Source organism: Raineyella sp. W15-4, from assembly GCF_033170155.1.
In the GTDB taxonomy this organism is placed as follows: domain Bacteria; phylum Actinomycetota; class Actinomycetes; order Propionibacteriales; family Propionibacteriaceae; genus Raineyella.
Window position 1 is genome coordinate 2391606 of the sequence record NZ_CP137079.1, and the last position, 24502, is coordinate 2416107.

Sequence of the window (24502 nt, forward strand, 5' to 3'; positions counted from 1 at the left end):
CAGGCCGGTCTGAGTGGTGGCCAATCGAGTGGTCAGCTGTGCGGGTGGGTCCGGCCGATGAGCTGGACGGTGAGCAGCAGCCCGACCAGGATCAGGAACGGGATGGCGAAGAAGGCCCACTCGGGCAGCGGCAGCGGGTTGACAAGGCCTTCGCCCGCCTGCAGGAGTACCAGCGCATTGGTCATGCCGGTCATGCTAGCGGCTCCGTCCCCGGCTGTCCCGGGCGGACCCGGTGACGGAACGCCTCCACCGGGTCCACCCGGCGCCCGATCAACTCGCTCAACCGCTCACCCGGCCGAGTGTCAGGCACGAACCTGGCCCTCGCCCTCCACCACATACTTCGTCGACGTCATCTCCAGCAGCGCCATCGGGCCGCGGGCGTGCAGCTTCTGGGTGGAGATGCCGATCTCGGCCCCGAAACCGAACTCGCCGCCGTCGACGAACCGGCTGCTGGCGTTGACCAGCACCGCGGCCGCGTCGATCGCCCCGACGAACCGGTCGGCCGCCGTCCGGGAGTCGGTGATGATCGTCTCCGAGTGCCCCGAGGTGTAGCGGCGGATGTGCGCAATCGCCTCGTCGATGGAGTCGACCACCCTCGCCGACAGATCCAGCGACAGCCACTCCTCGTCGAAGTCGCCCTCCCGGACCGGCACCACTGCGCCGCTGTAGCCGGCCGTCCGGCCGTCACCATGGACCGTGACTCCGGACTCCCCCAGCCCCCACAGGGCGCGCGGCAGGAACGCGTCGGCGACGTCACGGTGCACCAGCAGCGTCTCCAGCGCGTTGCACACGCTGGGGCGCTGGGTCTTGGCGTTGAGCATGATCGCCAGCGCCATGTCGAGGTCGGCGTCCCGGTCGACGTAGAGGTGGCAGTTGCCGGTGCCGGTCTCGATCACCGGCACCGTGGAGCCCTGGACGACGTGGCTGATCAGGCCGGCGCCACCGCGCGGGATGAGCAGGTCGACCAGGCCGCGGGCGGTCATCATCTCGTCGGTGACCTCGCGGGGGCCGGCGACCAGCTGGATGGCGTCCTCCGGCAGGCCGGCGTTGCGCAGGCCCTCGTGCAACGCCTCGACGACCGCCGCGTTGGAGGCGTACGTGGAGGAGGAGCCGCGCAGCAGGGCGGCGTTGCCGGACTTCAGGCAGATGCCGCCGGCATCGGCGGTGACGTTGGGCCGGGCCTCGTAGATGATCCCGATCACGCCGAACGGCACCCGCAGCTGCCGGATCCGCAGCCCGTTGTCGGTGGTCCAGCCGCGCACCACGTCACCGACCGGGTCGGCCAGTCCGGCGATCCGGCGCAGACCGTCGGCCATCCCGGCGATCCGCTCCGGGGTGAGCCGCAGCCGGTCGATCAGCGACCCGGAGGTGCCGTTCTCCTCGGCGGTGCGGACGTCCTCGGCGTTGGCGGCCAGGATCGGGTCGGTGGCTGCCAGCAGCGCGTCCGCCATCGCGTGGAGAGCGGCGTTCTTCACCCCGGTCGGGGTCTCGGCGAGCACTTGGGCGGCGTCACGAGCGGCAAGGGCCTGGTCACGGAACTCCATGCCGGCAAGGATATCCGCTACCCGTTGAGCCGCACCGAGGTCCACACCTCGTCGGCGTACGGCCGGACGGTGACGTCCTTGACCCGCCGGCCGACAGCGACCCGATCGGCCGGCACAGCCAGTGGCACCACCACGGGGTCGGTGAGCAGGTGGTCCTCCGCGGCAGAGATCGCGGCGTCCCGGCCGGTGCCGGCCGGCAGCGCGGCCAGGCCGCTGAGGGTGGCGGAGGTCCACGACGGGTCCAGGCCGAACTCGGCTGCCCCGCCGGAGAGCAGCTGGGTGACCGTCGAGGACGGTTCGGCAGTGTCCATCGCCACCCCCATCAGCTGCAGATCGGGCCGGTTCGCGCTGTCGGAGGGCGTGCCGAGCAGCTGCAGGTAGGCCGGCCACGACATCGCCACCGGCTCGGCGGTGATCCCGACGGCCTTCAGCTGGTCGGCGACGGCGACGTAGAGGTCCTCGGGGGCCGGCAGGTAGCTCTGCTGCACCCCGCTGGGATAGCCGATCCGGACCTTCAGGTCGGTCACGCCGGCCTCGGCGAGCAGTCGGCGGGCCGCCACCGGGTCGTACCCGTACGCGCGCTGGCGCGACCGGCCCGGCACCAGGTCGTCGGCGACCTGGGAGCCCGCCGGCATGGTCCGCACCACCAGGGCCTTCGGGTCGACCGCCATCGCGATCGCCTGGCGGACCCGGGTGTCCTGCATCGTCTTCGTGCTGCGGTCGATGCCGAGGTAGGTCAGGTCGCGCTGGGTCCGGGACAGCACCCGGGTGCCGGCCGTGGGGTCGGTGGTCAGCGACCCGGCCTCCAGCGGGGTGATCTGGTCGTACGCGTCGACGGTGCCCTTGACCAGCGCGTCCCCGCGTGCCTTCGGGTCGTTGACGGTCTTCACCAGGACCCGCTCGACGGTCGGCTTGGCGCCCCAGTAGTCGGGGTTGCGGAGCAGCACGACCTGGACGCCGGCCTCCCAGGCGCCGAACCTGAACGGCCCGGTGCCGGTCGGGTGCGCGGTCGCGTACGCCGTGGTGCGCGGGTCGCCGCCGGTGTCGTACACCCCGTACGTCGCCATCGCGGTCGGGCTCTGGATGCCGAACTGCGGGCGGGTGAGTTGGGTCAGTAGTCCGGGCATCGGGGTGGTGAGGTCGATCCGCACCTGCTGGGTGCCGATCACCGTGCAGCCGGCCAGCCGGGTGCTCGGTGAGTCGACGAAGCCGCCGAAGACCTCCTGGTAGACCGCGGAGACGTCGGGGTCGGCGGCCCGGCCGGTGAGGGTGAACCAGCGGTCGATGTTCGCGCAGACCGCCGAGGGGCCGAACGGGGTGCCGTCCTGGAACTTGACGCCCTGGCGCAGGGTGAAGGTGTAGGTCCGGCCCCCTCGGGTCGCCTTCCAGGCGGTGGCCAGGCCGGGGGCGACGGTGTCGTCGACCTGCGCCGGGGTCGACGCGGCCGCGCTCGGCGTCGTGCCGTCGGTGCCGGAGCTGCCACTGGGCGCGCCACCGGAGGTCGAACTGTCGGCGGCGGTGCTCGCGGTCGGGGACGGGGTGGCGGCGCTCGCCCCGTCCGGCAGGGTGACCAGGGTCTCGAAGATCTGCCGGGTGATCCGCAGGCTGTCCGGGTCGGTGACCAGCGCCGGGTCCAGCGACACCGGGTCGACCGCTGCCGCGACGACGAAGGTGCCCTGGCCGGTCGCCTCGGCGGAGCCGGATGGGGTGGGCGTCGCCCCGGGTCCGCCGCAGGCGGTCAGCGTCACCAGCGCGGCGCCGGTGAGCAGCGCCAGGACGGTCCGGGCAAGGAGCCGGGGCATCCGGGCCGGCCGGCGGGTCATCAGCGCAGCACCACCAGGGAGTCCCGGTGCACGGCGGCGCGCTGGAAGCGTTCCCCGTAGGAGGCGGCGAGGTCCCAGGTGTGGTGGCCGATCATGCTCTTCAGGTCGGCGGAGGCGTAGTTGACCAGGCCCCGCGCGACGACCTTGCCGCGCTCGTCGACGAGGTCGACCGGGTCACCCACGTCGAAGGTGCCGCGGATCGCGGTGATCCCGGCCGGCAGCAGCGAGGCCTTGCGCTCCGCGACCGCCCGGACCGCCCCCTGGTCGAGCACCAGCGCACCGTCCGGATCGCTGATGTGGGCCAACCACAGCAGCCGGGCCGGGCGACGCTTTCCGGTGGGGACGAAGAACGTCCCGACGTCCTCCCCGGCGAGGAAGCCCGACAGGTGCTCCAGATCGGTCAGCCCGACGGCGATCCCCGCACCGGTGGCGATCCGGGCCGCCTCCAGCTTGGTCACCATCCCGCCGGTGCCGACGGCGCTGCCGCGCCGGGAGATGTCGATCCCGGCGAGGTCGTCGGCGGAGCGGACCAGGCTGATCCGCCGGGCGCCCGGCGTCTCGGGATGCGCGGTGTAGAGGGCATCGACATCGGAGATCAGCAGCAGCGCATCGGCGTGCAACAGGTGGGAGGTGAGCGCCGCGAGACGGTCGTTGTCGCCGAACCGGAGCTCCTGGGTGGCGACCGTGTCGTTCTCGTTGACGATCGGCACGACGCCGAGTTCCAACAGCCGGTCCAGCGTCTCGCGGGCGTTGTGGTAGCGCTCCTGGTACTCCAGGTCGCCGGTGGTCAGCAGCACCTGGGCGGCGGACAGCCCGAACCGGCGGAACAGTGCGGTGTAGAGCTCCAGCAGCTGGCCCTGCCCCACCGCCGCGGCGGCCTGCTGGGTCGGCAGGTCGTACGGCCGGTGGTTCAGTCCCAGCGGCAGCAGGCCGGCGGCGATCGCGCCCGACGACACCAGGGCGACCTCCTGGCCGCGGGCCCGGGCCGCACCGATCGTGTCGACGAGGATCGCGATGTGCATCACGTCCAGGTGTCCGTCGGCCCGGGTCAGCGAGGACGAGCCCACCTTGATCACCAGCCGACCGCACGAGGACAGCGCGGACCGGTCGAGGGACGTCTCGACGCCGTTGCTCACCGCTCGGGCTCCCCGTGCTCTCCGTCCTCCGCGGTGTTCCGCTCCCCGTGGTCCCCGGTGTCCTCGTCCCCGGCATCCTCGACCGGCTCGGGACGATCCGGGACGGTCCACGGGCCGAAGACGTACGCCTCCTCGTCCTGGGCGGCGTGGTAGGCGGCGTCCTTCTCCCGGCGCCGGCTGACCGCCGGACGCTGCTCCTCCAGGCGCTGGTCCTGGCCGCGGCGGGCGAGGATCTCGGCACCACTCTCGACCTGCGGGGCGAAGTCGAAGATCACCGCGTCGTCGCCACCGATCGCGACGGCGTCCCCGGCGACCGCGCCCCGATCGAGCAGCGCCTCCTCGATGCCGAGGCGGTTGAGCCGGTCGGCCAGGTAACCGACGGCCTCGGCGTTCTTGAAGTCCGTCTGGCGCACCCAGCGCTCCGGCTTCGTCCCCCGGACCCGCCACAGGAAGCCACCGGTGCCGTCGCCGATCCGGCGGATGGTGAACTGCTCGCCGGTCTCCCCGACGGCCTGGGGGTGCAGCACGATGCGCGGCGCGGCGGGCGGCGGCTGGTGCGCGCGACGTTCCTCGACCAGCTGGGCCATGGCGAACTGGAGGGCCTTGAGCCCCTCTCCGGTCTTGGTGGAGATCGGGAAGACCCGCAGGCCACGCTCCTCGATGTCGCCGCGGACCAGGTCGACCAGGTCACGGGCGTCCGGGACGTCGATCTTGTTCAGCGCGACCAGGCGGGGCCGGTCCTCCAGGCCACCGTGGGCGCGCAACTCCCCCTCGATGATCTCCAGGTCACTCACCGGGTCACGGCCGGGCTCGAAGGTCGCACAGTCGACGACGTGCACGATCGCCGCGCAGCGCTCGATGTGGCGCAGGAAGTCGAGTCCCAGGCCCTTGCCCTCGGAGGCGCCCTCGATCAGACCGGGGACGTCGGCGACGGTGTAGGTGATGTCGCCGGCGACGACGACACCGAGGTTGGGCACCAGGGTGGTGAACGGGTAGTCGGCGATCTTCGGGCGGGCGGCGGAGATCGCCGCGACCAGGGAGGACTTGCCGGCGCTGGGGAAGCCGACCAGACCGACATCGGCGACGACCTTGAGCTCCAGGACGACCTGGTGCGCCTCGCCGCCCTCACCGAGCAGGGCGAAGCCGGGAGCCTTGCGGGTCGAGGACGCCAGCGCGGTGTTGCCCAGGCCGCCCTTGCCACCGCGGGCGATCACCGCCTCGGCGTCCGGGGCGGACAGGTCGGCCATCACCGTGCCGGTGTCGTCGTCGGTGACCACCGTGCCCTGCGGCACCATCAGGACGATGTCCTCACCGTTGGCACCGTTCTGGTTGTCGCCGCGGCCGGGTTCGCCATTGCCGGCGTGGCGTCGGTGCTGCCGGTGGAACTCGACCAGTGTGGTCAGTCCGGGGTCGACGCGCAGCACCACCGAGCCGCCGTCACCACCGTTGCCCCCGTCGGGCCCGCCGAGCGGCTTGAACTTCTCCCGGCGGATGGAGGCACACCCGTGACCCCCGTTACCGCCGGCCACTTCGAGGGTGACGCGATCGACGAAGGAGGGAATGGCCATGCGGGTTTCCTGACTGGGAGGGGACGGACCGCCAGCCTACCAAGGGCAGCTGGGCGGGCAGAGGGGGAAATGTCGGAAGGGCCGCCCCCGCGGGGACGACCCTTCCGTACGTGCTGGACGATGCCTGCGTCGCTCACTCGGCGACGGCGGCGACCTCCACCGGCTTGATGTTGATCACCCGGCGACCGCGGCGGGTGCCGAACTCGACCTTGCCGGGGACCAGGGCGAACAGGGTGTCGTCCTTGCCGCGGCCCACCCCGTCACCGGGGTGGAAGTGGGTGCCACGCTGGCGCAGGATGATCTCCCCCGCGTTGACGGACTCACCACCGAAGCGCTTCACGCCGAGGCGCTGCGCGTTGGAATCACGACCGTTGCGCGTCGAGGACGCGCCCTTCTTGTGTGCCATGCTCGGTCCTCCCTCAGGCCTTGATGTCGGTGACCTTGACCTGGGTGTACCGCTGACGGTGCCCCTGGCGCTTGGTGTAACCGGTCTTGTTCTTGAACTTCAGGATCCGGATCTTCGGGCCCTTGGTCTCGGCGAGCACCTCGGCGGTGATCTCGACCTTGCCGAGGGCGTCCGCATCCGAGGTCACGGCCTCGCCGTCGACCAGCAGCAGCGGCTGGAGCTGAACGGTGGAACCGACCTCGTCGGTGACCTTGTCGATCTCGACAACGTCACCCACGGCAACCTTGTGCTGGCGGCCGCCACTGCGCACGATCGCGTACACGCCTGAACCTTCTCTCTTCGTCGAATCTGTCTCACCCGGACCGTGTCCCGCCCGTGCCCGCATCCCGTGCGGGGGCCCGGAGACGTACGCAGCGCGGGTCGTCCGACCCGGCTGCCCTCAATCCGTCGTGCGGCGATCGGAACGCCCCCGGCTGCGAAGCCCTGAGGTCCTGAATGCGCCGAGGATCAAGACTACGCAGTCGGGCACGTCCCGGTCAAACCGATCGGCCGATCAGTGCCGATCAGTCGTCGGCGCCGTCCTCAGACGGCGCGAGCGGGGCCTGGACAGGCACGAAGGCGTCCTGCACCGGCTCGGTCACCGGAGCCGGCTCCGGGGCGGGCACGAATGCATCCTGCACCGGAGCGTCGGCGGGGGCCGTCGCAGCGGTCTTGCGGGTGCGGGACCGGGTGCCCGTCCCGGCGGCGGCCGTGGCGGTCTTCCGGGTGCTCTTCGTGGCGGTCCGCCGCAGCGCCGAGGCAGGAGCCCCGGTGGCGTCCTCCCCGGTGACCGCGGACGCGCCGACCGGCTCAGCGACCGGCTCAGCGACCGGCTCAGCGGTCGACGCCGAGGCGGCAGAGGCGGAGGACCGCTTCGCGGTGGCCTTCTTCGCCGTCGTCGTCTTCGCGGTGGCCTTCTTCGCCGTCGCCTTCTTGGCGGTGGCCTTCTTCGCCGTCGCCTTCTTGGCGGTCGCCTTCTTGGCCGCGGTCTTGCGGGTCGTCGACTTCTTCGCCGCCGGCGCCTCGGCCGGTGCCGCCTCGATCAGTGCCGGGGCCTCGCCATCGCCGCCGACGAGCGCTGCGACGATCTCGGCCAGGGCGTCGGCCGGTGCCGCGGGTCCGGTGGCCGGAGCCTCCGCGGCGGCGGTCTCAGGGGCGGCAGTCTCGACGGGAGCCTCGACGACCGCAGCCGCCGGAGCGACCGTCTGCTCCGCCGCAGCCTCGGCCACCCGCGTGCCGGTCGTCTCGGCCTCGGTCACCTCGAGCTCGGCCTCGACCGCTTCGGCGCCCGGCGCCCCGGCGGCGCGACGACTCCCGCGTGACCGCGTGGAGCGGCGCGACCGCGAGCTCGTCGTGCTGGCACCGGTCGGCTCCTCGGCCACCGGCCGGGCCGCCTCGTCGGGCTGTCCGCCCGCGGCGACTGCCGGCGTGGCGAGGGCCGTACGCTCCTCGGGCTCGGCGGGCGGTTCCGTCTTCGGCTTCGCCCCGGCGTGCGCCACCGCGTTCATCGCCGCCTGGGCCGCGGCGCGGGCCTCGACGGTGATCGGCTCGGTCTCGGTCTCCTTGGCCGGCGCGGGGGCCTGTCCGGACGGCGACCCGGCCGACTTGCCGCGGTTGCGCTTGCGGCTGTTGCGACCCTGCCGGTCCCCGCCATCCGACGGCGCCTGGGTGGCCACCGGCATGTCGTGGATGATGTAGCCCCGGTTGTTGCACACCTCGCACGGCTCGGTGAACGCCTCGGCCAGGCCGGTACCGATCTTCTTGCGGGTCAGCTGCACCAGCCCGAGGCTGGTCACCTCGGAGACCTGGTGCCTCGTACGATCCCGGCCGAGGCATTCGACCAGCCGGCGCAGCAGCAACTCGCGGTTGCTCGGCAACACCATGTCGATGAAGTCGACGACGATGATGCCGCCGATGTCACGCAACCGCAGCTGCCGGACGACCTCCTCGGCCGCCTCCAGGTTGTTGGCGGTGACGGTGGCCTCCAGGTTGCCGCCGTGACCGGTGAACTTGCCGGTGTTGACGTCGATGACGGTCATCGCCTCGGTGCGGTCGATGATCAACGAGCCGCCGGAGGGCAGGTGCACCTTGCGCTCCAGCGCCTTGGCGATCTGCTCGTCGAGACGGTAGTGCGCGAACACGTCGCCCTTCGCCTCACGGTCCCAGTGCACGACCCGCTCCCGCAGGTGCGGCGCCACGTGCTCGAGGTACTCCGCGAGGGTCTCGTACGCATCGTCGTCCTCGCCGTCACCGTCGACGACGAGCTCGGCGAAGTCCTCGGTGAAGAGGTCCCGGACCGTACGGATCGTCAGGTCGGGCTCACTGTAGAGCAGCTGCGGCGCCCCGCCGTGCTTGGCGCGGTTCTCGATGGCGTCCCACTGGGACCTGAGCCGGCCCACGTCGTGGACGAGCTGCTCCTGAGTGGCTCCCTCGGCCGCTGTCCGGACGATGACGCTGGCGCTCTCCTCGATCAGCTCGGCGAGGATGTGCTTCAGCCGCTTGCGCTCGACATCGGGCAGCTTGCGGGAGATGCCGGACAGGTGGCCGCCCGGCGCGTACACCACGTAGCGACCGGGAAGGGAGACGTGGTTGGTCAGCCGGGCACCCTTGGCACCGACCGGATCCTTGGTCACCTGCACCACGACCGTCTGACCGGACTTCAGGACGTGCTCGATCCGCCGCTCGGAGTTACCGGCACCGTACGCGTCCCAGTCGACCTCGCCGGCGTAGAGCACGGCGTTGCGGCCGCGGCCGATGTCGATGAAGGCGGCCTCCATCGACGGGAGGACGTTCTGGACCTTGCCGAGATAGATGTTGCCGATCAGCGAGGAGGACGACTCACGGTCGACGTAGTGCTCGACGAGCACCCCGTCCTCCAGAACGGCGATCTGGGAGTATTCCTCGCCCTGGCGCACCACCATCTGGCGGGTGACGGACTCCCGGCGGGCGAGGAACTCCGACTCGGAGACGATCGGCGCCCGGCGGCGGCCGGCGGCACGACCCTCCCGGCGGCGCTGCCGCTTGGCCTCCAGCCGGGTCGATCCCTCGACGGCGCGGATCTGGTCACCGGTGGCTGCGTGGGGTTCGCGGACCTTGACGACGACCTCGGACGGATCGTCCTCCGACCCGGTGCTGGCGTCCTCACCGCGGCGGCGACGCCGACGCCGGCGACGCCGGGAGGAGCCGGAGGAGGCACCCTCACCCTCCGCCTGGTCGGTGGTGTCCTCGGCCTCGGCGGATTCGTCCTCGTCGGCTGTGGTGTCGCCCGCCTGCTCCCGGGCGACGGGGCCGGCGACGCCGGACTCCTCGGCGGTGATCTCCTCGTCCGCTGTCCCCTCCTCGGACTCCTCGGTGCCGGCGTCCGCCTGGCCGGGCTCTCCGCCGTGACGACGACGGCCTCCGCGACGACGGCGACGACGACGCGTGCTGGACGGGTGGGTCTGCTCGCCCTCCTCGCCCTCCTCCTCAGCGGCCTCGTCCTCGACCGTCTCGACCGCACCGGTCTCAACCGTGGTGGTCTCGTGGGTGGCCTCGACCTCATCGTCGGGCTGGTCGGTCGCGGCCTCGTCGGCGTGCTCGGCCACCGCCTCGATCTCGATGAGTTCGTTCGCCTCGGCATCGGGCTGCTGGGCGAGCTCCTCGGTGGCTCCCGGGGCCGCGGCCGCGAGGTCCTCGGCCGGTTCGGCGACGGGGCCCTCCGCGGCGGTGACCTCGTCGGACACGGTCTCGACGGGCAGGTCGGTCACCACCTCGGCGACCGGCTGCACGGCGGGCTGGTCCGGCTCCACGGGTGCGGCAACGGGCGGTCCGGCGGGGCGCCGGCGGGAACGGCGTCCGGCCGGCGGCTTCGGCAGTCCGTCGTCGACGGGACGGACGGGGGTTTGCTCGTTCTCGAGCATGGCACTCCTTCACCCGGCACGGCGTGCGCACCGGTGACAGGTGGCGCAACGGGTCTCCGGCACCGGCACCGATCGGTTCGGCGGGCGGACGACACACGAGGCGTCACAAAGCTGGTGGTCTCCGGGAGACGGCGGCCCGCCTACCCCGCCGCGGTCGATCCGGTCGTCGCGGTCTCAGGGAGCGGGGCCCGCGCTGTCACCACGGGCACTGCCTCACCGGCCCGGGGCACCGGCGGCGCCCCGACCTGGCCGCAATTATTCCACAGGATGCACAGCACGCCACATCGACGCACCATTCCGGCCACCCGGGCCGGGTCGGAAGATCAGCGGACCGGCCGATCAGGGGCGGATCAGAAGATCAGCGGACCGGCCGATCAGGGGCGGATCAGAAGATCAGCGGATCGATCGCCAGGGCGAGGAAGATCAGCGCCAGGTAGGAGTTCGACCAGTGGAACAGTCGCATCGGCTTGAGTGCGGCGTCCGTCAGGCCGCGGTGCGCCCGGCGCCACAGGGCGATCGCCTCTCCGAGGAAGGCTGCGCCACCCACCAGGGCGACGGCCGGGTAGAGCCAGCCGGTGCCGCCGACGGGCCACAGCACCAGCGTGACCAGCACAGTGACCACGGCGTAGCCGAGGATCTGGTCGGCGACCAACGGGGCCGGCTTGACCACCGGGAGCATCGGCACGTCGACGTTCGCGTAGTCCTCGCGGTAGCGGATCGCCAGCGCCCAGGTGTGCGGCGGGGTCCAGAAGAAGACGATGAGGAACATCACCAGTGGTGCCCAGCCGACCGAGCCGGTGACGACGGTCCAGGCGATCAGCGGCGGGAAGCAGCCCGCGATACCACCCCAGACGATGTTCTGGGCGGTCCGGCGCTTCAGCAGCATGGTGTAGACCAGCACGTAGAAGAGGATCGCGGCCAGGCCCAGGACGCCGGACAGCAGATTGCCCCCCAGCCCGAGCACGGCGAGCGCGACGATGCCGAGGACCACCCCGAAGACCAGGGCGGCGGGACCGGAGATCTCGTGGCGCGGGATCGGCCGTCGACGGGTGCGGCGCATCTGCTCGTCGATGTCGCGGTCGTACACGTTGTTGAAGACGTTGGCCGACCCGGCTGCGGCGTACCCACCGATCAGCACGACCAGCACGTCCTGCCAGCGTGGCAGCCCGCGCGCGGCGAGGAACATCGCGGGCACCGCGGTGATCAGCAGCAGTTCGATGACCCGGGGTTTCGTGAGTCGTACGTACGCCCCGACGACATCCATGAACCCGGCATGCGCGGGAGCTGCCAGGGTCCCCGTGTCCGGGGAGTCCGGCCTCGACTGGGCGTCCACTACTGACACATTTCCCTTCCGGAGGTCCGCGACCCCCGGACCTGCTCCGGCTCACCCTACCGGCGGCGACGGCGCGCACCCAGCGCCGGTCCCACCGCCGGCACACCGACACGCCGGACCTGGTCCGGCCCGGCCCGACGGGGTGCCGGCGCGATACCCGGCGACCCCGTGTCGGGCGGTCGAAGGGCCTGCGTAGGCTCGGGGGTGTGATGTCGGGGACACCGTACGTCGGGACGCCCGGAAGGGCTGCCGGAAAGGACGCAGAATGACCGTTACCTCCACCACCCCTGCTCTGGAATGGAGCGCCTCGGACGAGAAGGCCGTGGACACGTCGCGGCTGCTGGCCGCCGACGCCGTGCAGAAGGTGGGCAACGGCCACCCGGGCACCGCGATGAGCCTCGCCCCGGTCGCGTACACACTGTTCCAGAAGGTCATGCGGCACGATCCCGCTGACACCGCCTGGGTCGGCCGGGACCGCTTCGTGCTGAGTGCGGGCCACTCCTCGCTCACCCAGTACGTCCAGCTCTACCTCGGCGGCTTCGGCCTCGAGCTGTCCGACCTCGAGGCGCTGCGCACCTGGGGGTCGAGGACCCCGGGCCACCCCGAGTACGGGCACACCCCGGGGATCGAGACCACCACCGGCCCGCTGGGCCAGGGCATCAGCAACGCCGTCGGCATGGCGATGGCCGCCCGCCGCGAGCGCGGCCTGTTCGACCCCGACGCCGCGCCCGGCGAGTCGCCCTTCGACCATCGGGTGTACGTCATCTGCTCCGAGGGTGATCTGGAGGAGGGCGTCTCCGGCGAGGCCTCCTCGATCGCCGGCACCCAGCAGCTCGGCAACCTGATCGTGATCTACGACGAGAACGAGATCTCGATCGAGGACGACACCGTCATCGCCTTCAACGAGGACGTCGCCCAGCGCTACCAGGCGTACGGCTGGCACGTGCAGACCCTCGACTGGCGCAAGCCCGGCCAGGACTACGTCGAGGACGTCGACGGCCTCTACCGGGCGATCCTCGCCGCCCAGGCGGTGACCGACAAGCCGTCGTTCATCCGGCTGCGGACGATCATCGGCTGGCCGGCCCCGACCAAGCAGGGCACCGGCGGGGTGCACGGGTCGGCGATCGGCGAGGACGAGATCCGCGCCACCAAGGAACTGCTCGGCTTCGACCCCGACCAGCACTTCATCGTCGGTGAGGACGTCCTGGCCCACACCCGGGGCCTGGTCGCCCGTGGCCGGGCCGCCCACGAGGAGTGGCAGCAGACGTTCGATGCCTGGGCCGCCGCCCACCCGGACAACAAGGCCCTCTTCGACCGGCTGGCCGCCCGCGAGCTGCCGGCCGGCTGGGAGGACGTGCTGCCGGCCTTCGCCGCCGATGCCAAGGGGATCGCCACCCGCGCTGCCTCCGGCAAGGTGCTCTCCGCCCTGGCCCCGGTGCTGCCCGAGCTGTGGGGCGGTTCGGCCGACCTCGCCGGCTCGAACAACACCACCCCCGACGGGCAGCCGAGCTTCCTGCCGGAGGACCGGCAGTCCAAGAAGTTCCCCGGCAACCCGTACGGCCGGGTGCTGCACTTCGGCATCCGCGAGCACGCCATGGGCGCGATCCTGAACGGCATCGCGGCGCACGGCGACACCCGCGTCTACGGCGGCACGTTCTTCGTGTTCTCCGACTACATGCGCGGTGCGGTCCGGCTCGCGGCGCTGATGAAGCTGCCGGTCACCTATGTGTGGACCCACGACTCCATCGGTGTCGGCGAGGACGGCCCGACCCACCAGCCGATCGAGCACCTGGCCGCCTACCGGGCGATCATCGGTCTCGACGTGGTCCGCCCCGCCGACGCGAACGAGACCGCCCAGGCCTGGGCGCAGATCCTGCGCCACCGCGACCGCCCGGCAGCCCTGGTGCTCACCCGGCAGAACCTGCCGATCGTCCCGCGCGGGACCGACGGCTACGCCGACGCCTCGAACGTCGCCCGGGGCGGCTACGTCCTCAAGGACTCCGAGGGCACCCCCGACGTCATCCTGATCGGCACCGGCTCCGAGGTGCAGCTCGCGCTGGCCGCCCAGGAGCAACTGGCCGCCGAGGGCGTCCGGGCCCGCGTCGTCTCCCTGCCGTGCCGCGAGTGGTTCGACGAGCAGGACGACGCCTACCGCGACGCCGTGCTGCCGACCGACGTCCGCGCCCGGGTGTCCGTCGAGGCCGGTATCGCCCTGGGCTGGAGTGACCTGGTCGGCGACGCCGGCCGCACGGTTTCCCTCGACCACTACGGCGCGTCCGCCGCGGGCGGACTGCTGTTCCAGAAGTTCGGCTTCACCCCCGAGGCCGTCGTCGCCGCGGCGAAGGAATCCCTCGCCGCCGCCTCCGCCGGCACCGCGCTGACGAACCGTCGCGCCGCCTCCGGCCCGGCCCGCCTCGGCGCCTGATCCCGTCCGGAATCCTCACGAAGGAGCACCATCACCGATGAACGCACGACTGAAGTCCCTGGCCGATGCCGGGGTGTCCATCTGGCTCGACGACCTGTCCCGTGCCCGGCTGACGTCCGGCAACCTCAAGGACCTGATCGACAACTACTCGGTGAGCGGGGTCACCACCAACCCGACGATCTTCGCCGGCGCGATGTCCCACGGTGACGCGTACGCCGCCCAGGTGCGTGAGCTCAAGGCCGCCGGCGCCGATGTGGACGCCGTCATCCGGGCCGCCACCACCGACGACGTCCGGGCCGCCTGCGACCTGTTCACCGACCTCTACGCCGCCTCCAAGGGCTTCGACGGCCGGGTCTCCATCGAGGTCGACCCGCGGCTGGCGAACGAGACCGAGACCACCGTGGCCCAGGCCAAGGAGCTGCACGAGGCCGTCGGCCGGGAGAACGTGCTGATCAAGATCCCGGCCACCCTGGCCGGGCTGCCGGCGATCACCGCGACGATCGCGGAGGGGATCAGCGTCAACGTCACGCTGATCTTCTCGGTGGCCCGCTATCAGCAGGTCATCGACGCCTACGTCGCCGGTCTGGAGCAGGCCGCGGCGGCGGGCAAGGATCTGTCGACGATCCACTCGGTGGCCTCGTTCTTCGTGTCCCGGGTGGACACCGAGATCGACAAGCGCCTCCAGGCCGCCGGGGCGGACGCCTCGCTCGCCGGACGGGCCGGCCTGGCCAACGCCCGGCTGGCGTACAAGCTGTTCGAGGAGACCATCGCCTCCGACCGCTGGCAGGCGCTGGCGGCCAAGGGTGCCAACCCGCAGCGGCCGCTGTGGGCCTCGACAGGGGTGAAGAACCCGGCCTACCCGGACACCATGTACGTCGCCGACCTGATCGTCGACGGCGTCGTCAACACCATGCCGGAGAAGACGATGATGGCCTTCGGCGACCATGGGGAGACCCTGCCGGACACCATCACCGGGCACTACGCCGAGGCCCGGCAGGTCTTCGATTCCCTGACCGCCGCCGGGATCGACCTGGACGACGTCTACCGGGTCCTGGAGACCGAGGGCGTGGAGAAGTTCATCGTCTCCTGGAACGAGCTGATCGAGACGGTCCGGACCGCCCTCGACAACGCCTGACCCTCACCGAGGGACGCAGTGGGCCTGACCCTCACCGAGGGAACGCAGGGGCTGGCACGATGGGTGCCGGCCCCTGTGGCGTCCCCGGCTGCGGACACCAGCTGACTGACGGACACTCTGATTGACTGATTGACTGATTGACGGACGCGACGCCATGCCCCCAGCGGGACGGCTCCCGGTCGCCCTGGTGGTGAACACTAGAGTTGTTGAACACTGAAGCAAATCTGCGGTGGGGACGACCCTCCGACGTGGACGCCTCGACGTGAAGGAGAACAATGACCCAGGACAGCGCTGTGGTGGCACCGCCACAGGATGTCTCCCGCTATCTCAATCCACTGCGCGACGAGCGTGACCGGCGGCTGCCCCGGATCGCCGGCCCCTCGGTCCTGGTGATGTTCGGCGTCACCGGCGACCTGGCCCGCAAGAAGCTGATGCCCGCCGTCTATGACCTGGCCAACCGGGGGCTGCTGCCGCCGGGGTTCGCCTTCGTCGGCTTCGCCCGCCGCGACTGGGTGGACCAGGATTTCGCCCAGGTGGTCGGTGAGGCGGTCCGCGAGCACGCCCGGACGCCCTACCGCGAGGAGGTCTGGCAGCAGCTGCTGGCGGGCATCCGCTTCGTCCAGGGCGAGTTCACCGATGACGAGGCGTTCGACCGGCTGAAGACGACCCTGGAGGACCTGGACCGCACCCAGGGCACCGGCGGCAATCACGCGTTCTACCTGTCGGTACCGCCGAAGTTCTTCGAGGTGGTGATCGACCAGCTGAAGAAGCACGGCCTGGCCGAGCAGTCCGACACCTCCTGGAAGCGGGTGGTGATCGAGAAGCCGTTCGGCCACGACCTGACCAGCGCCCAGCAGCTGGAGCGGGTGGTGTCGTCGGCCTTCCAGGAGAACCAGGTGTTCCGGATCGACCACTACCTGGGCAAGGAGACCGTGCAGAACCTGCTGGCCCTCCGCTTCGCGAACACCATGTTCGAGCCGCTGTGGAACAACAACTACCTGTCGCACGTCCAGATCACCATGGCCGAGGACATCGGCATCGGCGGTCGGGCCGGCTACTACGACGGCGTCGGGGCGGCCCGGGACGTGATCCAGAACCACCTGCTGCAGCTGTTCGCGCTCACCGCGATGGAGGAGCCGACCGGGATGGGCGCCGACGCCCTGCGGGCCGAGAAGGAGAAGGTGCTCGAGGCCACCAGCGCCACCCGCCGGTTCGACCAGCACACCGCCCGCGGCATCTACGACGGCGGCTGGTCCGGCGGCGAGCTCGTCAAGGGCTACCTGGAGGAGGACGGCATTCCGGCCGACTCCACCACCGAGACGTACGCCGCGATCCGCGTCGACGTGCACAACCGGCGCTGGGCCGGGGTCCCGTTCTACCTGCGGACCGGCAAGCGGATGCCCACCCGGGTCACCGAGATCGCGCTCCAGTTCAAGCAGCTGCCGTTCGTGCCGTTCAACGCACACGACACCTCCACCCTCGGCGCGAACGCCCTGGTGCTGCGGATCCAACCCGAGGAGGGGGTCACCCTGCGGTTCGGGGCCAAGGTGCCCGGCACGCAGATGGAGGTCCGCGACGTCAACATGGACTTCGAGTACGGCTCCTCCTTCACCGAGTCCAGTCCCGAGGCGTACGAACGCCTGATCCTGGACGTGCTGCTCGGCGATCCGCCGCTGTTCCCGCGCAGCACGGAGGTCGAGGAGTCCTGGCGCATCCTCGACCCCGTGCTGGACTACTGGGCAGGCCTGAAGACCCAGCCCGAGAGCTACCGGCCGGGCACCTGGGGGCCGAAGTCGGCCCGCGAGATGCTCGCCCGCGACGGCGTCGCCTGGCGCCGGCCCTGATCATCCGCTGCTGACGAGGAGTCGACATGACCATCGAGATGAAGGACACCACGGCCGCCCGCGTGACCAGCGCCCTGCTCGGCCACCACCACGAGCTCGGCAACGCCGGCAGCGGCATGGTGCACACGTTCATCGTCGCCACCGACCGCGACGACTACTGGGAGGCCTACAACGCCGCACTGGCCGCGAACCGCGAGCACCCCTCGCGGATCCTGATCGTGATCCGCGACCCCGAGGCCCCCGACGGCCTGGACGCGTCGATCCACACCGAGACCGAGGCCCGCGGGGACGTCATCGTGCTGACCATGCGCGGCCGGACGGTGGAGCACCCCGGCTCGGTGCTGCGTCCGCTGCTGGTGGCGGACCTGCCGGTGGTGGTGTGGTGGCCCAACGAGGCGCCCGAGGACCTGCTCACCGACCGGATCGGCAAGCTGGCCAACCGGCGCATCACCGATGCCCTCGGCGCGGTGAACCCGACCCAGGCGATCATCGACCGGGCCTACTACCACTCGGCCGGTGACACCGACCTGGCCTGGACCCGGACCACGACATGGCGGGCGCTGCTCGCCGCCGCTCTCGACCAGGTGCGCCAGCCGGTCACCGCCGCCACCGTCGAGGCCGCCACCGACAACGCCCCGGCGAGCCTGCTCGCCGCCTGGCTGGGGCTCCGGCTGGGGGTGGAGGTCACGGTGATCCAGACCGCCGGACCGGGCATCACCGCCGCCCGGCTGCAGACCCCGGCGGGGGTGGTCGAGATCGTCCGGACCGGCCTGGAGGACACCGTCTATCGGATGCCGGGTCAGCCCGAACGCAAGGTGGCGCTGCGCCGCCGCAACGTCGACGAGCTGATCACCGAGGAGCTGCGCCGGATGGACGACGACGTGGTGCTGGCCGAGGTGCTGGCCGAGATGGTCCGGCAGAACGGCCAGTGCGCCCTGGACCTGTCCCGACGCGGAGCGACGACGGTCTGACCGTGGCGGACGTGCCGCCGGCGGCGGCGGCACGCAGCCACGGGTTGGACGACGGCAGACCGATCGCCCCGGCCCGCACCCGCGGACCGGGGCGATCGTCGTCGGTCAGTAGATCACCTCGCCGGCCGCGCGACGGGCCCGCAGGGACTGCAGGGCCTCGGCGAGGATCTCCCTCGCCTCGTCGTCGGAGCGGCGCTCCTTGACGTACGCCAGATGGGTCTTGTAGACCGCGGTCCGGGGCGGGGCGGGCGGATTGAGCTCGTCGGTGTTCGCCGGCAGGCCGCACCGTGGGCAGTCCCACTCGGCCGGGATCTCCGCCTCGGCCGCGAAGGCCGGCCGCGTCTCGTGGCCGTTGGCGCAGAAGTAGGAGACGTACCGGCGCGGCGCCGCATCACCACGGTCGGCCTCCCCCATCGGTCCGGCTCCGACGCGGCTCCCGCGGATCGCGCTACCACCGATCACTTGCTGTTCTCCCTGTCCCAGAGGTTGTCGTACGGCCCGTCACAGGCCCGGGTGGGCCCGGTAGAGCACCAGCAGGGCGACGATGCACGCCAGCCAGATGATGCCGATGACGAGGGTCAGTCGGTCGAGGTTGCGTTCGGCCATCGACGAACCGCCCATCGACGTGGACATGCCGCCACCGAACAGGTCGGACAACCCACCACCGCGGTTCTTGTGCAGAAGAATGAACCCGGTCAGGATCACGCTCAGGACCACGAGCACGATGGAGAGCGTCAGGATGGGCCACCACATGACGACAACCCTAACCCAGCGGTGATCCGGGGCAGAAAACGGTGGCCACCACGGACGACACACGGTCGTCGCGGCCGCCCTGCCGATCACCCCGACATCCTCTCGGCCGCCCTGCCGACCACGCAGACGTCCTCTCGACCGCTCGAAAGCTGCGCGCCGACGTCTTCCGAGCGGCAATCCGGAGGGTGACAGGAGACGTCAGGAGGCCGGTGGCGCGGGGCGCGGGGCCTCGAACGCGGCCGCAGGGTGGCCGGGTCGACCCCGGACTTCTCCAGCAGGGCCTGGCCGGACCCGTCGGCCCGGAGCAGACCCAGGCAGAGGTGGCGGGACTCGATCGACCGGTCCTTCAGGCGGAATGCCTCGCGCAGGGCGAGCTCGAGGGCCTTCTTGGCGCGGCGGTCAAACCGGGGCTGCCCGGCCCGCGTCCGCCCGGCCCGGTCGAGCGCACCGGGGCCGAACACCGCGTCGGCCTGCCAGCGGACCTGCTCCAGGTCGACGCCCAGACTCGCCAGAGCATCCGCGTCCAGCCCACCGGACCGCAACACCGCCCGGTCCGTCGCGATCAGGGCGTCCGGGTCGGCACCACCGGCAGCCAGTGCCGCCCGTACCGTCCCCGATGTCTCCGCGAGCGCGACCAGCAGATGACCCCGTGCCGATCTCGGCCGATCGGGTCTCCTCGGCGATCCCCACGGCCTGGTGCACCACCCGGCGCGACTCCTCGGTGAACCGTTCAAACATCATGCCTCCCATGCTTCTTGTGCACCGCTTGGCGGGAGACCCCCAGTTCGTCGGCGACGTCCTGCCACGACCAGCCGAGCTGCCGGGCCCGCTCGACCTGGAGCGTCTCCAGGCGGTCGACCAGCACCCGCAGCGACCGGACCGCCCGCAGACCCCGCCCCGGGTCATCCCCGGCGGCCTCCCGCACCAGCGTCACATCATCGGTCATGCGTCAACCTTCATTGACACCGATCCGCCCCTCAATGGCCGAGCCACGCACGGCGCAAGAGCACGGCCGCTGGATTCGCCCGTGCGAAGTTACCGAGTGACGCGCACCTTTGCACGGGCGAAACGTACGGCCGGCCGGTTGACACCGCCGGGTGTGTGTGTAAGGTGTCGGGCGCGGTGGATGCTGCACCACGGGTGACCGGCACGGGTACGGTGAATCCGTATCGGGGTCACCGGCAACGGGGGCAGCACGCACGACGTCCCTCCCAGCCCTGTCGGCGGAGCACGGTGGCAACCTCGCCGGCGACAGCACATGGCCGGGACAGGACGTCGTCCCATCCGTAGCGCAAGGTCACCAATCCGTTCACCGCACCGACGTTGTCACGGCGGAAGTCACGGAACTTCCCCGACCCGGTGTGCCCCAGCCGCCCGTCCAGTTCGATGACGAGCGCGAATGCCTCGTACAGGCGGTCATGGAAGAAGCCAGATCGGGCCGCCTGCCGAGTCCCCATCGGGAGATCGTGTGGCTTGAGCACCCGATCATCGAACCGATACTCGAGAACGCTGTCGAGACCTCCGCTGTCGTGGAGGAGGTCGACGAGGAACCTGCGCCGGGGCAATCGCGGTCGGCGTTCCACCACTGCGATGAGCGTGCGTTCGTCCGTCATCCGCCGACTCAGGCAACTGGTCACCAGGTCGATGATCTCTGTTTCGTTGAGATCGACGATCAGGTCACAGACCAGGTGTTCGACGGGAATGACCGGCGGCCGTCCGGAGGCACCGGCCAGCCTCCCCTGGCCGTCCTCATGGAAGCGCCAGCTGCTCGTCGGGCGTCGATTGCGTCCGTCGGGCACCCATACGTCGAGGGTCGAAGGCACCTCCCGGGTGGTCCTGAGGCCGTAGAGTCCGGCACCCGCCCACCCCCCGATGGCGGCGCCCGTACCGCCCCGGATCACGCCGACCGCGCAGAGCTGCTCCAGGGTGGGGTCGGCCCGGCCCGCCAGCAGGACCCCCTGCGTGACGCGCTGCCAGGTGCCGGAGCGGACCTGACGACGGATGGAGGCGTACGGGAATCCCTCGTCGAGTGCCTGGCGGACTGTGATGATGCCATTCTGGCTGCGGATGATGTCGGTGAGCGCCGATGTGGGGCGAGCCGCTGGTTTCATGTCAGGAGACTGGGACACACGGGTGCGTGCCGGACGGTCGCGGTCCTACCTGTGGATCAAGCCTCCGCTCCCGACGGGCTGTGGGCAAGCGAGCGCTTTCGCCCGTGGAAAGTTGCCGAGTGACGCACACCTTTGCGCGGGCGAAACGTCAAGCTGGCTAAACGTGTCTGTCCGGCCGATGCGACGAAGGCGGGCACCCGGCGAACCGGGTACCCGCCTCGTGGTCTACCGGACCCGAGGGCCGCGCTGTGGCCCTCGGGGACGTACGCCAGACGACGCACGCCAGGCAATGCACGCTGATCAGGCGTACGCCAGATCAGGCGTTGAACTCAGGCGTAGAACGTGACGATCGGCGCGAAGTCCTCGGCCTTGAGGCTGGCGCCGCCGACGAGCGCGCCGTCGACGTCGGGCTGCGCCATGATCTCCTTGACGTTGCCGGCCTTCACCGAGCCGCCGTAGAGCACCCGGACGGTGTCGGCGACGTCGGCGCCGAAGGACGACGCGAGGCTGGCGCGGATGGCCGCGCACACCTCCTGGGCGTCGGCCGGGGTCGCGACCTCACCGGTGCCGATGGCCCAGACGGGCTCGTACGCGATGACGACCTTGGCCACCTCGTCGGCGGTCCAGCCGGCGAAGGCACCCTCGACCTGGGCGACGGTGTAGGGGACGTGACGCCCTTCCTTGCGGATGTCGAGGCCCTCACCCACGCACACGATCGGCGTGATGCCGGCCTCCAGCGCCTTGCGGGACTTGGTGTTGACGACCGCGTCGGTCTCCGCGTGGTACTGACGGCGCTCGGAGTGGCCGACCACCGCGTAGCTGCAGTTGAGCTTCTTCAGCATGGTCGCGGACACCTCGCCGGTGTATGCGCCGGCGTCGTGCTCGGAGATGTCCTGCGCGCCGAAGCCGAGCGGGAGCTTGTCCGACTCGATCAGGGTCTGCACCGAGCGGATGTCGGTGAACGGGGTCAGGACGACCGCCTCGGACTTCTCCGGATCGTAGTTCGCGTCCGCCAGGGCCCAGGCGAGCTTCTGGACCACGGTGGTGGCCTCGAAGTGGTCCAGGTTCATCTTCCAGTTGCCCGCCATCAGGGGCTTGCGTGCTGCCATGGTGTGGTTGTGCTCCTTCTTCAGCCGAGGACGGCGAGACCGGGCAGGGTCTTGCCTTCGAGGTACTCCAGCGAGGCACCGCCACCGGTGGAGATGTGACCGAACTGGTCGTCGGTGAACCCGAGCTCCCGGACGGCGGCCGCGGAATCGCCGCCACCGACGACGGACAGGCCGTCCACCTCGGTCAGCGCCTGCGCGACGGCCTTGGTGCCGGCGGCGAAGTCGGCCACCTCGAAGACGCCCATCGGGCCGTTCCAGAAGACCGTCCTGGCCCCCTTGATCGCTTCGGCGAAGAGCGCGGCGCTCTTCGGGCCGATGTCGAGACCCATCTGGTCGGCGGGCAGCTGGTCGGAGTCGACCACGGTCGACTCGAACGGGCCGTCACCGGACGGGAACGCCGGGGACACCACCGTGTCGACCGGCAGCAGGATCTGCTTGTCGGCGGCCGCGGCCCGCTCCAGGTACTCCTTGCAGGTCTCGATCTTCTCCTCGTCGAGGAGCGAGGTGCCGACCTCGTAGCCCTTCGCCTTGAGGAAGGTGTAGGCCATGCCGCCACCGATCACCAGGGTGTCGGCGGTCTTCAGCAGGTTGTCGATCACCGCGAGCTTGTCGGCGACCTTCGCCCCGCCGAGGACGACGACGTACGGCCGGGCCGGCTCCTCGGTGAGCTGCTTGAGGACGTCGATCTCCGCCTTGACCAGCTTGCCGGCGGCGTTCGGGAGCTTCTTGGCCAGGTCGTAGACGGAGGCCTGCTTGCGGTGCACGACGCCGAAGCCGTCGGACACGAAGACGTCCCCGAAGGCGGCGTACTTGTCGGCGAGCGCCTGGCGCTCGGCCTCGTCCTTGGACTCCTCGCCCGGCTCGTAGCGGACGTTCTCCAGCATCACCACGTCACCGGCGGACATCCCGGCGACCAGGGCCTGGGCCGAGGGACCGACGACGTCCTCGGCCAGCGGGACCTCGACGCCGAGCAGCTCGGACATCCGCTTGGCAGCGGGCGCCAGCGAGTACTTGGGGTTCACCTGGCCCTTGGGCCGGCCGAGGTGAGCCAGGACGACGACCTTGGCGCCGGCCTCGCGCAGCGCGTTGAGGGTCGGCAGGGACGCGCGGATGCGGCCGTCATCGGTGATGGTGTCACCGTCCAGGGGTACGTTCAGGTCGCAGCGGATCACGACCCGCTTGCCCTGGAGATCACCCAGCTCTTCGATTGACTTCACTTCGTACCTTCCTCAGGAATGTGGAACTGCAAGGTGCGACAACGGGGCTGGCCGGTGGCCAACCCCGTTGCGGTGTGCACTGTCGGCCGGGACCGATCAGCTCAGAGCTTGGAGCCGACCAGGACGGCCAGGTCGACGAGCCGGTTGGAGTAGCCCCACTCGTTGTCGTACCAGGTGACGATCTTGACCTGGTTGCCGATCACCTTGGTCAGCAGCGAGTCGAAGATGGTCGAGTGCGGGTCGGTCTCGATGTCCTTGGAGACGATCGGGTCCTCGGTGTAGCCGATCACGGTCGGGTTGGCCTCGGCGGCCTTCTTCACGGCAGCGTTGACCTCCTCGATGGTGGTCTCGCGGCCGGCCTCGAAGGACAGGTCGACGACCGAACCGGTCGGCGTCGGCACCCGCAGGGCGTACCCGTCGAACTTGCCCTTCAGCTCCGGCAGGACCAGGGCGACGGCCTGGGCGGCACCGGTCTTGGTCGGCACGATGTTCAGCGCGGCGGCGCGGGCGCGACGCAGGTCCTTGTGCGGGCCGTCCTGCAGGTTCTGGTCGGCGGTGTAGGCGTGGATGGTCGTCATCAGGCCCTTGACGATGCCGAACTCGTCGTTCAGCACCTTGGCGATCGGGGCGAGGCAGTTGGTGGTGCAGGACGCGTTGGAGATGATGGTGTGCTTCTCCGGGTCGTACTCGGCGTCGTTCACGCCGATCACGATGGTCTTGTCCTCGTTCTTCGCCGGGGCGGAGATGATGACCTTCTTGGCACCGGCCTCGATGTGGGCCTGGGCCTTGGTCGCGTCGGTGAAGCGGCCGGTCGACTCGATGACGATGTCGGCACCGATCTCGCCCCACGGCAGCGCGGCCGGATCCTTCTCGGCGAACGCCAGGATCTTGTTGCCGTTGACCGTGATCGACTCGTCGTCGTACGTGATCTCGCCGTCGAAGCGCCCCAGGATCGAGTCGTACTTGAGCAGGTGGGCGAGGGTGTGGTTGTCGGTCAGGTCGTTGACGCCGACGACCTCGACATCAGCGCCGGAGGCGACCAGGGCTCGGTAGAAGTTGCGGCCGATGCGGCCGAAACCGTTGATGCCAACCTTGACGGTCATGTGTGTGTCTCCTAGAAAAGACGGCTGGTGGATGAGGGTCAGCCCGTCCACCCTGACGGACAAGGCCCAGCCTATAAAGCCGCTCG

19 protein-coding genes and 2 pseudogenes are annotated in these 24502 nt (G+C 70.7%); 4 read left to right on the forward strand and 17 right to left on the reverse strand.

Going from position 1 to position 24502, the window contains the following annotated elements:
- Positions 1 to 32: 32 nt before the first annotated feature.
- The 9 genes and pseudogenes from R0145_RS11215 to R0145_RS11255 form a co-directional block, all read right to left on the reverse strand.
- Positions 33 to 185 carry a hypothetical protein gene (locus R0145_RS11215; protein WP_317836930.1) on the reverse strand — a complete coding sequence of 51 codons (153 nt, stop codon included), beginning with the start codon at positions 183 to 185 and terminating at the stop codon, positions 33 to 35.
- A gap of 117 nt (positions 186 to 302) precedes the next feature.
- The gene (locus R0145_RS11220) at positions 303 to 1544 is read right to left on the reverse strand and encodes a glutamate-5-semialdehyde dehydrogenase (RefSeq protein ID WP_317836931.1); all 1242 of its coding nucleotides are present in this window, start codon (positions 1542 to 1544) and stop codon (positions 303 to 305) included.
- Between the two features lie 17 nt (positions 1545 to 1561).
- Positions 1562 to 3367, reverse strand: a complete 1806-nt coding sequence (locus R0145_RS11225) for an ABC transporter substrate-binding protein (protein ID WP_317836932.1) — start codon at positions 3365 to 3367, stop codon at positions 1562 to 1564.
- A complete protein-coding gene (gene proB, locus R0145_RS11230; RefSeq protein ID WP_317836933.1) occupies positions 3367 to 4503 on the reverse strand; it encodes a glutamate 5-kinase in 1137 nt (378 codons plus the stop codon). The genes R0145_RS11225 and proB overlap by 1 nt, the downstream gene beginning before the upstream one ends.
- 119 nt (positions 4504 to 4622) lie before the next feature.
- Positions 4623 to 6071, reverse strand: a pseudogene (gene obgE, locus R0145_RS11235) (GTPase ObgE); the annotation flags it as partial.
- A gap of 133 nt (positions 6072 to 6204) precedes the next feature.
- The gene (rpmA, locus tag R0145_RS11240; RefSeq protein WP_317836934.1) at positions 6205 to 6477 is read right to left on the reverse strand and encodes a 50S ribosomal protein L27; all 273 of its coding nucleotides are present in this window, start codon (positions 6475 to 6477) and stop codon (positions 6205 to 6207) included.
- 13 nt (positions 6478 to 6490) lie between these two features.
- Complete coding sequence (gene rplU / locus R0145_RS11245; protein ID WP_317836935.1) at positions 6491 to 6799, reverse strand: 50S ribosomal protein L21; 309 nt, start codon at positions 6797 to 6799, stop codon at positions 6491 to 6493.
- Positions 6800 to 8108: 1309 nt separating this feature from the next.
- Positions 8109 to 10178 (reverse strand): annotated as a pseudogene (locus tag R0145_RS11250) (Rne/Rng family ribonuclease); the annotation flags it as partial.
- Positions 10179 to 10800: 622 nt separating this feature from the next.
- On the reverse strand, positions 10801 to 11757 hold the full coding sequence (locus tag R0145_RS11255; RefSeq protein ID WP_411742040.1) for a heme o synthase: 957 nt from the start codon (positions 11755 to 11757) through the stop codon (positions 10801 to 10803).
- 256 nt (positions 11758 to 12013) lie between these two features.
- Here R0145_RS11255 and tkt point away from each other — a divergent pair, with 256 nt between their 5' ends.
- The 4 genes from tkt (at position 12014) to R0145_RS11275 (ending at position 18123) form a co-directional block, all read left to right on the forward strand.
- Complete coding sequence (tkt, locus tag R0145_RS11260) at positions 12014 to 14173, forward strand: transketolase (protein WP_317836936.1); 2160 nt, start codon at positions 12014 to 12016, stop codon at positions 14171 to 14173.
- A gap of 37 nt (positions 14174 to 14210) precedes the next feature.
- Positions 14211 to 15308, forward strand: a complete 1098-nt coding sequence (gene tal / locus R0145_RS11265; protein ID WP_317836937.1) for a transaldolase — start codon at positions 14211 to 14213, stop codon at positions 15306 to 15308.
- A gap of 275 nt (positions 15309 to 15583) precedes the next feature.
- A complete protein-coding gene (gene zwf, locus R0145_RS11270) occupies positions 15584 to 17152 on the forward strand; it encodes a glucose-6-phosphate dehydrogenase (RefSeq protein WP_317836938.1) in 1569 nt (522 codons plus the stop codon).
- Positions 17153 to 17178: 26 nt separating this feature from the next.
- Positions 17179 to 18123 carry a glucose-6-phosphate dehydrogenase assembly protein OpcA gene (locus R0145_RS11275; RefSeq protein ID WP_317836939.1) on the forward strand — a complete coding sequence of 315 codons (945 nt, stop codon included), beginning with the start codon at positions 17179 to 17181 and terminating at the stop codon, positions 18121 to 18123.
- 105 nt (positions 18124 to 18228) lie between these two features.
- Here R0145_RS11275 and R0145_RS11280 read toward each other — a convergent pair whose 3' ends face one another.
- The 8 genes from R0145_RS11280 to gap all read right to left on the reverse strand — a co-directional run bounded on the left by R0145_RS11280 (position 18229) and on the right by gap (position 24416).
- Positions 18229 to 18585 carry an RNA polymerase-binding protein RbpA gene (locus R0145_RS11280; protein ID WP_317836940.1) on the reverse strand — a complete coding sequence of 119 codons (357 nt, stop codon included), beginning with the start codon at positions 18583 to 18585 and terminating at the stop codon, positions 18229 to 18231.
- 39 nt (positions 18586 to 18624) lie between these two features.
- On the reverse strand, positions 18625 to 18876 hold the full coding sequence (gene secG, locus R0145_RS11285) for a preprotein translocase subunit SecG (RefSeq protein WP_317836941.1): 252 nt from the start codon (positions 18874 to 18876) through the stop codon (positions 18625 to 18627).
- Between the two features lie 86 nt (positions 18877 to 18962).
- A complete protein-coding gene (locus R0145_RS11290) occupies positions 18963 to 19421 on the reverse strand; it encodes a Clp protease N-terminal domain-containing protein (protein ID WP_317836942.1) in 459 nt (152 codons plus the stop codon).
- A gap of 185 nt (positions 19422 to 19606) precedes the next feature.
- Entirely contained in the window at positions 19607 to 19822 is a 216-nt protein-coding gene (locus R0145_RS11295; RefSeq protein WP_317836943.1) for an RNA polymerase subunit sigma-70, read from the reverse strand.
- A 229-nt stretch (positions 19823 to 20051) separates the two neighbouring features.
- On the reverse strand, positions 20052 to 20987 hold the full coding sequence (locus R0145_RS11300) for a type IV toxin-antitoxin system AbiEi family antitoxin domain-containing protein (RefSeq protein ID WP_317836944.1): 936 nt from the start codon (positions 20985 to 20987) through the stop codon (positions 20052 to 20054).
- Between the two features lie 329 nt (positions 20988 to 21316).
- Positions 21317 to 22096, reverse strand: coding sequence for a triose-phosphate isomerase (gene tpiA, locus R0145_RS11305; RefSeq protein WP_317836945.1), 780 nt, complete (start codon positions 22094 to 22096; stop codon positions 21317 to 21319).
- A 20-nt stretch (positions 22097 to 22116) separates the two neighbouring features.
- Positions 22117 to 23313: a phosphoglycerate kinase gene (locus tag R0145_RS11310; RefSeq protein ID WP_317836946.1), complete on the reverse strand. Its 1197-nt coding sequence runs from the start codon at positions 23311 to 23313 to the stop codon at positions 22117 to 22119.
- Between the two features lie 101 nt (positions 23314 to 23414).
- Positions 23415 to 24416, reverse strand: a complete 1002-nt coding sequence (gene gap / locus R0145_RS11315; RefSeq protein WP_317836947.1) for a type I glyceraldehyde-3-phosphate dehydrogenase — start codon at positions 24414 to 24416, stop codon at positions 23415 to 23417.
- Positions 24417 to 24502: the final 86 nt, after the last annotated feature.

What these genes read in the sequence shown, in the direction of transcription:
- R0145_RS11215 (WP_317836930.1), bottom strand. Translation starts at nt 185, where the DNA reads ATGACCAATGCGCTGGTACTCCTGCAGGCGGGCGAAGGCCTTGTCAAC.
- R0145_RS11220 (WP_317836931.1), bottom strand. Translation starts at nt 1,544, where the DNA reads ATGGAGTTCCGTGACCAGGCCCTTGCCGCTCGTGACGCCGCCCAAGTG.
- R0145_RS11225 (WP_317836932.1), bottom strand. Translation starts at nt 3,367, where the DNA reads ATGACCCGCCGGCCGGCCCGGATGCCCCGGCTCCTTGCCCGGACCGTC.
- rpmA (WP_317836934.1), bottom strand. Translation starts at nt 6,477, where the DNA reads ATGGCACACAAGAAGGGCGCGTCCTCGACGCGCAACGGTCGTGATTCC.
- tkt (WP_317836936.1), top strand. Translation starts at nt 12,014, where the DNA reads ATGACCGTTACCTCCACCACCCCTGCTCTGGAATGGAGCGCCTCGGAC.
- tal (WP_317836937.1), top strand. Translation starts at nt 14,211, where the DNA reads ATGAACGCACGACTGAAGTCCCTGGCCGATGCCGGGGTGTCCATCTGG.
- zwf (WP_317836938.1), top strand. Translation starts at nt 15,584, where the DNA reads ATGACCCAGGACAGCGCTGTGGTGGCACCGCCACAGGATGTCTCCCGC.
- R0145_RS11275 (WP_317836939.1), top strand. Translation starts at nt 17,179, where the DNA reads ATGACCATCGAGATGAAGGACACCACGGCCGCCCGCGTGACCAGCGCC.
- secG (WP_317836941.1), bottom strand. Translation starts at nt 18,876, where the DNA reads ATGTGGTGGCCCATCCTGACGCTCTCCATCGTGCTCGTGGTCCTGAGC.
- R0145_RS11295 (WP_317836943.1), bottom strand. Translation starts at nt 19,822, where the DNA reads ATGACCGATGATGTGACGCTGGTGCGGGAGGCCGCCGGGGATGACCCG.
- R0145_RS11300 (WP_317836944.1), bottom strand. Translation starts at nt 20,987, where the DNA reads ATGAAACCAGCGGCTCGCCCCACATCGGCGCTCACCGACATCATCCGC.
- tpiA (WP_317836945.1), bottom strand. Translation starts at nt 22,096, where the DNA reads ATGGCAGCACGCAAGCCCCTGATGGCGGGCAACTGGAAGATGAACCTG.
- gap (WP_317836947.1), bottom strand. Translation starts at nt 24,416, where the DNA reads ATGACCGTCAAGGTTGGCATCAACGGTTTCGGCCGCATCGGCCGCAAC.